This is a genomic window from Ligilactobacillus sp., from assembly GCF_036846325.1.
GTDB lineage: Bacteria > Bacillota > Bacilli > Lactobacillales > Lactobacillaceae > Ligilactobacillus.
In genome coordinates this window covers 1-5,352 of record NZ_DAIUCE010000110.1, presented here as the reverse complement: position 1 = coordinate 5,352, position 5,352 = coordinate 1, and the positions used below count along the sequence as shown (strand labels likewise).

Annotated in this window: 5 protein-coding genes; all 5 read left to right on the top strand. The window is 45.9% G+C overall.

Annotated features, from left to right (window positions below; translation table 11 throughout):
- The first annotated feature begins 139 nt into the window (after positions 1–139).
- The 5 genes from V7Z60_RS08630 to fliS all read left to right on the top strand — a co-directional run bounded on the left by V7Z60_RS08630 (position 140) and on the right by fliS (position 5,173).
- Positions 140–2,317: a glycosyltransferase gene (locus V7Z60_RS08630; protein WP_334117423.1), complete on the top strand. Its 2,178-nt coding sequence runs from the start codon at positions 140–142 to the stop codon at positions 2,315–2,317.
- Positions 2,318–2,489: 172 nt separating this feature from the next.
- Positions 2,490–2,945, top strand: coding sequence for a flagellar protein FlaG (locus V7Z60_RS08625; protein WP_334117422.1), 456 nt, complete (start codon positions 2,490–2,492; stop codon positions 2,943–2,945).
- Positions 2,946–2,953: 8 nt separating this feature from the next.
- A complete protein-coding gene (gene fliD, locus V7Z60_RS08620; protein ID WP_334117421.1) occupies positions 2,954–4,429 on the top strand; it encodes a flagellar filament capping protein FliD in 1,476 nt (491 codons plus the stop codon).
- Between the two features lie 19 nt (positions 4,430–4,448).
- Positions 4,449–4,781, top strand: coding sequence for a hypothetical protein (locus V7Z60_RS08615; RefSeq protein WP_334117420.1), 333 nt, complete (start codon positions 4,449–4,451; stop codon positions 4,779–4,781).
- Between the two features lie 14 nt (positions 4,782–4,795).
- Positions 4,796–5,173 (top strand): flagellar export chaperone FliS, encoded by a 378-nt coding sequence (gene fliS, locus V7Z60_RS08610; RefSeq protein ID WP_334117419.1) that lies wholly within the window; start codon positions 4,796–4,798, stop codon positions 5,171–5,173.
- The last annotated feature ends 179 nt before the right edge of the window (positions 5,174–5,352 follow it).

Below are 5,352 nucleotides of genomic sequence, written 5' to 3'. Positions count from 1 at the left end.
TGCACAGGCAAATGCAATGCCGAACTCAGTGCTTAACCTTCTTCAAGGCTAAGATATTGAAGATAGCTTGAAATAAAATGGAAGAAACCGGTAACCTTCTTTAAGGCTGCCGGTTTTTTTCGATATTATAAGAGGAGAGGTGATTAACTTGGAGACATGGGTTGAGGAATTGCCTAAGGAAAAGTTCTTTTCTAGAATAAATATGGAAGACTGCCTGGTCACGATTTCAATGCTGATTTCCAACAGAATTGACACTGTTGAGAAATGCTTTGAATCATTCAGACCCCTGCTGGAGCAGATTCCAAGCGAGTTCATTGCAGTTGACACGGTCGGAGACAAGGATTCCGACGGATCGATTGACGTTGCAAGAAGATATGCAGACAAGATAGTTCATTTTGAATGGTGCGATGACTTTGCCGCTGCACGTAATGCCGGACTGAGGGAAGCAAGAGGCAAATGGCTGATCTATCTTGATGACGATGAATGGTTTGACGACATCGGTCCCCTGATTGACTTCTTCTCGAAGCCTGAACTGTACAACAACTATGACAGGGTCACGGTGCTTGAGCAGAGCTACACCACGGCAACGCAGACTGAGTGCACTTCAAACCGCTTTGCAAGAATCTGCAGAATCAGCCCTGATTCAATCTTCACGGGGGCCGTGCATGAAATGCTGACGGGTGTGACGGTGAGAAATGAGTATGACTTGAAGGACACCTTCATCCATCATGTGGGATATGTGGGAAAGCTTGGCGTGAAGAAGGCCGAAAGAAACAGAAGGATCATGGACAGGGAACTGGCTGAAAATCCCGGAAACCTTCACACCTGGCTGCAGCAGATCGGGGGGTGCGGCGACAATAAGAAAAAACTGCTTGAGGTGTCGGAAAGAGCCGTCAGGACGATAAGAAATCTGCACCTGACGGACTGGACTTCGTTTGAGTGGGTTGAAATATTCATCTACCGCATGAAGGCTTATGCCAGACTCAGAATGTGGGATGAACTGAAGTCAAGCACGGAGGAAATCCTGGCTAATGTGAGCGATTCCTTTTATAAAGGGATTGTGGCAAGAATCAACATATCAAGGAACCTTGCTGACTTTGACCAGCAGGATATGTATGAATGGCTGAAGATATACATGGATTCGGTTGAGTACTGCGAAAACATTGACCTTTTAAAGGACTACATCACCTGCTTTATAGGCGATGTGAAGAAACAGTCAATGTATGATTTTGTTCTGCAGTACTGCAAGCTTTGCAGTGAGGAATGCGATGATTCATACGAAAGTATCCGCAAGGTCTTTTTTGAACTTCCATGGGAATGTGAGTGCAGGGAAAGAAGAGGCGTTCTGGCGTATTCCTTGATGGAGGCAGTCAATGAGGGAGACAGTGAGGCAGTTGAGTTCATGGCTGAAAAGTTTGTTTCAGACAATGTTTTGTCCGAAGAATTCACAACATCCCTTGACAGAATCAGGGTCGGTCTTGAAACTGAAGTTGCTGTGGACAGTTTCAAGAGGATTGTTTCCGGGATTGGCATTGAAAATGACAGTCTTTGGATAATGTCTCATACCAGTGAATGCGTTTCGCAGAAAATTCTGGATGATGAGCTTTCTTCTGATGTCACTGCTTCGGGCGCAAATGAAGGCCTGCTTGAAATATGCGTGAACAGCGGCCTTTCGCCTGAAAGATATGTTGAGAACATTTCATGGGAAGAGTTTGCCAATGCGGTTTCAATGGTCATCGAAGGAGAATCCAGGCACCTTGACAGGATTCCAGAATTTGCCGCAAAGGTTGAAAAATGCTGGAAGAAATGTCTTAAAAGAGAATATTTTCTGTCCAGTCTCAGAAAACGGTACATCTTCCAGGGGTCAATGCTCTTTTCAAGGGTCATGGAGGAAAGTGACCTGTACTGTGACAATGTCATTTCATGTGCTGAAAGCATGTATGCGCCTGAACTCTGCAGGACATGTTCCAACGTTCTGCCGGCGGAAATCAGGTTCGCAATGATTTTAAGGAAGGCTCTTGACTGTCGGAAGGACAATGACATGAAGCACTGCCTCAGGTATCTGTCGGAGGCTTTGGATGTCTTCCCTTCCGCCGAGACGCTGATAAAGAGAATGGTTCAGTCAATGGAGCGTGAACAGCGAAGAGAAACGGCCGTCAGTGACGAACTTGTGAAGCTTGGCAATCAGGTCAAGGCACAGATTGCGGCGTTGATTTCTCAGGGGCAGCTGGAAGTTGCCAGAAGTCTGTTGAATGAATTGAAGCAGATTACGCCCGATGACGGAGACATTGTAACGCTTGAAAATCTGTGCAAGTAAGGTAAAACATAATTATGTAAACTTTTTAGGCTTGTTTTTTGTTGTTTTTGTGAAAAATTAATATTCATGTTGTTTAAAAGCCTTCTTGATTTGTCGATATAGATAGAGTAGTAAAAGGATTTGCTGAGTTTCATTCAGAACTGCTCGGTTTATGTTGAAAGAGGGTAAGAATATGAATTTGGACGGAACACAAGGGATTCAGCCGTTGCAGCAGACGGCTGCCGTTAACAGGGTGCAGAAGGTAAGTACGAATGTCTACAACCCTTCTGAGAACGCAATCAAGACAAATGTCAGCCGTGATCAGGAGCATCTCAATACGTATGAAAAGAGCCGCCGTCACGAGACGGAAAAGGCCGGCGACTCAAACACTGATGACTTTGAGTTTGACGAGGAGATGGACTCGTTCAAGGAACAGATTGAAGAGGAACTGAAGAAGATCAATGACCGGCTGACAAACAAGAACATCAATCTTGAATTCAAGATGCATCAGAGAACGCACCGGATTTACGTTGAGATGGTGGATAAGACGACAGACAAGGTAGTCAAGGAGATTCCCTCGAAGAAGATGCTTGACATGATCGGCAGAATCTGGGATGAAATGGGAATCGCAGTCGACAAGAAAGGATAGTGAACATCATGAGCAGCAGCATTACAACATCAACAACAGCAGGCTCCGTAAGCTCCTCCAGCTACATGGGGCAGTATACGGGCATTACATCAGACACAATCGATCAACTGCTTCAGTCAGATGAAGCAAGAAAGACGGTCATCCAAAACAAAATTACGAAGATCAACACCAAGTCCCAGGCGTGGACGGATATCGGCACGCGTCTCGGCAATCTTTCAAAGAAACTTGACGTGCTTCAGGATGAAAGCACCTATGGTACGAAGAAGGTAACCTCAAGTGATGATGCGAGTGCCACGATTTCCGGAACGGCTGACTCGATGGAAGGGTCCTATGACCTCGTCATCAAGCAGCTCGCAACGGCCAGCAAGGTTACCGGCGGAGTTGTCAAAAAGTCCGACGGAACAACGGCTTCGACCAAGGAGGCACTCGGCTACAGCGGAAAGCTGACCATCACGAACGGTGCAACTGACGGAAGCGACACACCGCTTACGATTGACATTGACGTCAAGGACACGGATTCCTTGAAGGACATCGCAAATGCCATCAACAACGCCAAGGATCCTTCGGACAAGGAAGGAACGAAGAGTGCAGGACTCAAGGCAACGATTGTCAACAACCAGCTTGTTGTCACTTCAGAGGAAATGGGCGACAGGAAGATTACAATCGGTGGAGACCTGAAGGACAGTCTCGGCTTTTCGGATGACGTTGTGAAGACAAGCCGCGGTCAAAGCGCCAAGTTCACCCTTGACGGCATCGACATGACGAGAAACAGCAACAGCCCGACTGATGTCATTGACGGAGTTACGCTCAACTTCAAGAAGGCGGATTCATCAAAGACAATCACACTGGGACTGACAAATGATACGGACAAGGAACTGTCCGCTGTCAAGGATTTTGTCGATCAGTACAACAGTGTCATGAGTTTTCTTGGTGACAAGATGGATGTCGGTGATCCTTCCCAGGAAGACAACACAACGGGAGCTCTTGCCGGTGATTCGACAATCATCTCCCTGCAGTCCAACCTGCAGAGCATGGTTCTCAGCGGTGCTTCAGTCAACGGCGTCAGTGCCTCAACGCTTGGACTCAGTGTTGATCGCAACGGCACACTTTCACTTGATGAAACCAAGTTCAAGGCTCAGCTTGCAAAGGACCCGAATTCGGTCAAGGACTTCTTCTTCAAGGACACTTCAAACAAGTACTCAACTGAAAAGACCGGTACCGGATATACGGCGGACTTCAAGTCAATGATTGACAGATACACTTCCACAAAATCAGGAAGTGAAGGCGTCATTGCGCTGCGCAAGTCGTCCTATCAGTCCGAAATCAAGGATTACAACAAGCAGATTGAAACCATTACGGAGCAGATTGCAACGAAGCGTGCACGTTACGTTACAATGTTCACGAATCTTGACACTGCCATCGGCAATCTTCAGTCACAGTTCTCATACTTCCAGTCACAGAATTCGTCTTCAAGCAACAGCTGATTGACTGGCGGGTGATTGAATGAAGGAAAGAATGAATGACCTGCAGTTTCTGCAACAGGTTTTGGCAAACCTTGATGACTGTGATGAAAGCCTTGAATCGATTCAGGAGACATTACAGAAAAATGACCAGCTGATGAAGGATCGCAGCCCCCTGGAGTTTGAAAGCCTTGATGAAGATGAGAAGGCGCTGGTTGGCAGAATCGGCGTTAAGTATCAGGAACTGATTGCCTGGGCTGAGAACGAAAAGGTGGATGTGTCGCGTGAAATCGGCAGACTGAACAGAATGGAAGGCATAGCGAAGAACTACGTCAGCGGTGACGAACTGCCTCCGGAACTGGAATTGTACTATTAAGCGAGGAAAATGAAATGACAGTAAATCCGTATGCTAATCACAAGAATGATTATCTGCGCAACCAGGTGATGAGTGCGTCTCCGAACAAACTCATCGAGATGCTGATCGAAGGTGCAATCAAGAACATCAAAAAGGCCGGTCTTGCAATTGACAACAGCAACATCGAACTTGCCAACAATGAGATTGTACATGCACAGGACATTGTCGATGAATTGAAGTTCAGTGTCAACACCGACATTGAAGGGGATATTCCCAAACAGCTTGTGTCAACATATGAAGTGGTCGGCAATGAACTTGTTCAGGCTAATGTCCACAAGGACAAGAATCATCTGGACATAGCTCAGAAGATGCTTGAGGAAATGCTTGACGCATGGAAGCAGATTACGAAATAACATGGCGCCTGAGGCTGGAAGATTAAAACTTTCTTCCAGCCTTTTTTGAATGCTAATTAACATAAAATAATTACGTATTCTCCATAAACAGGAATTAGAAAATTAACAATTTTATCAGAAAATAGACTTATTGAAGTCTGTGGATACGGAGGAAAGCAAATGATCAAAGACAAGGATAT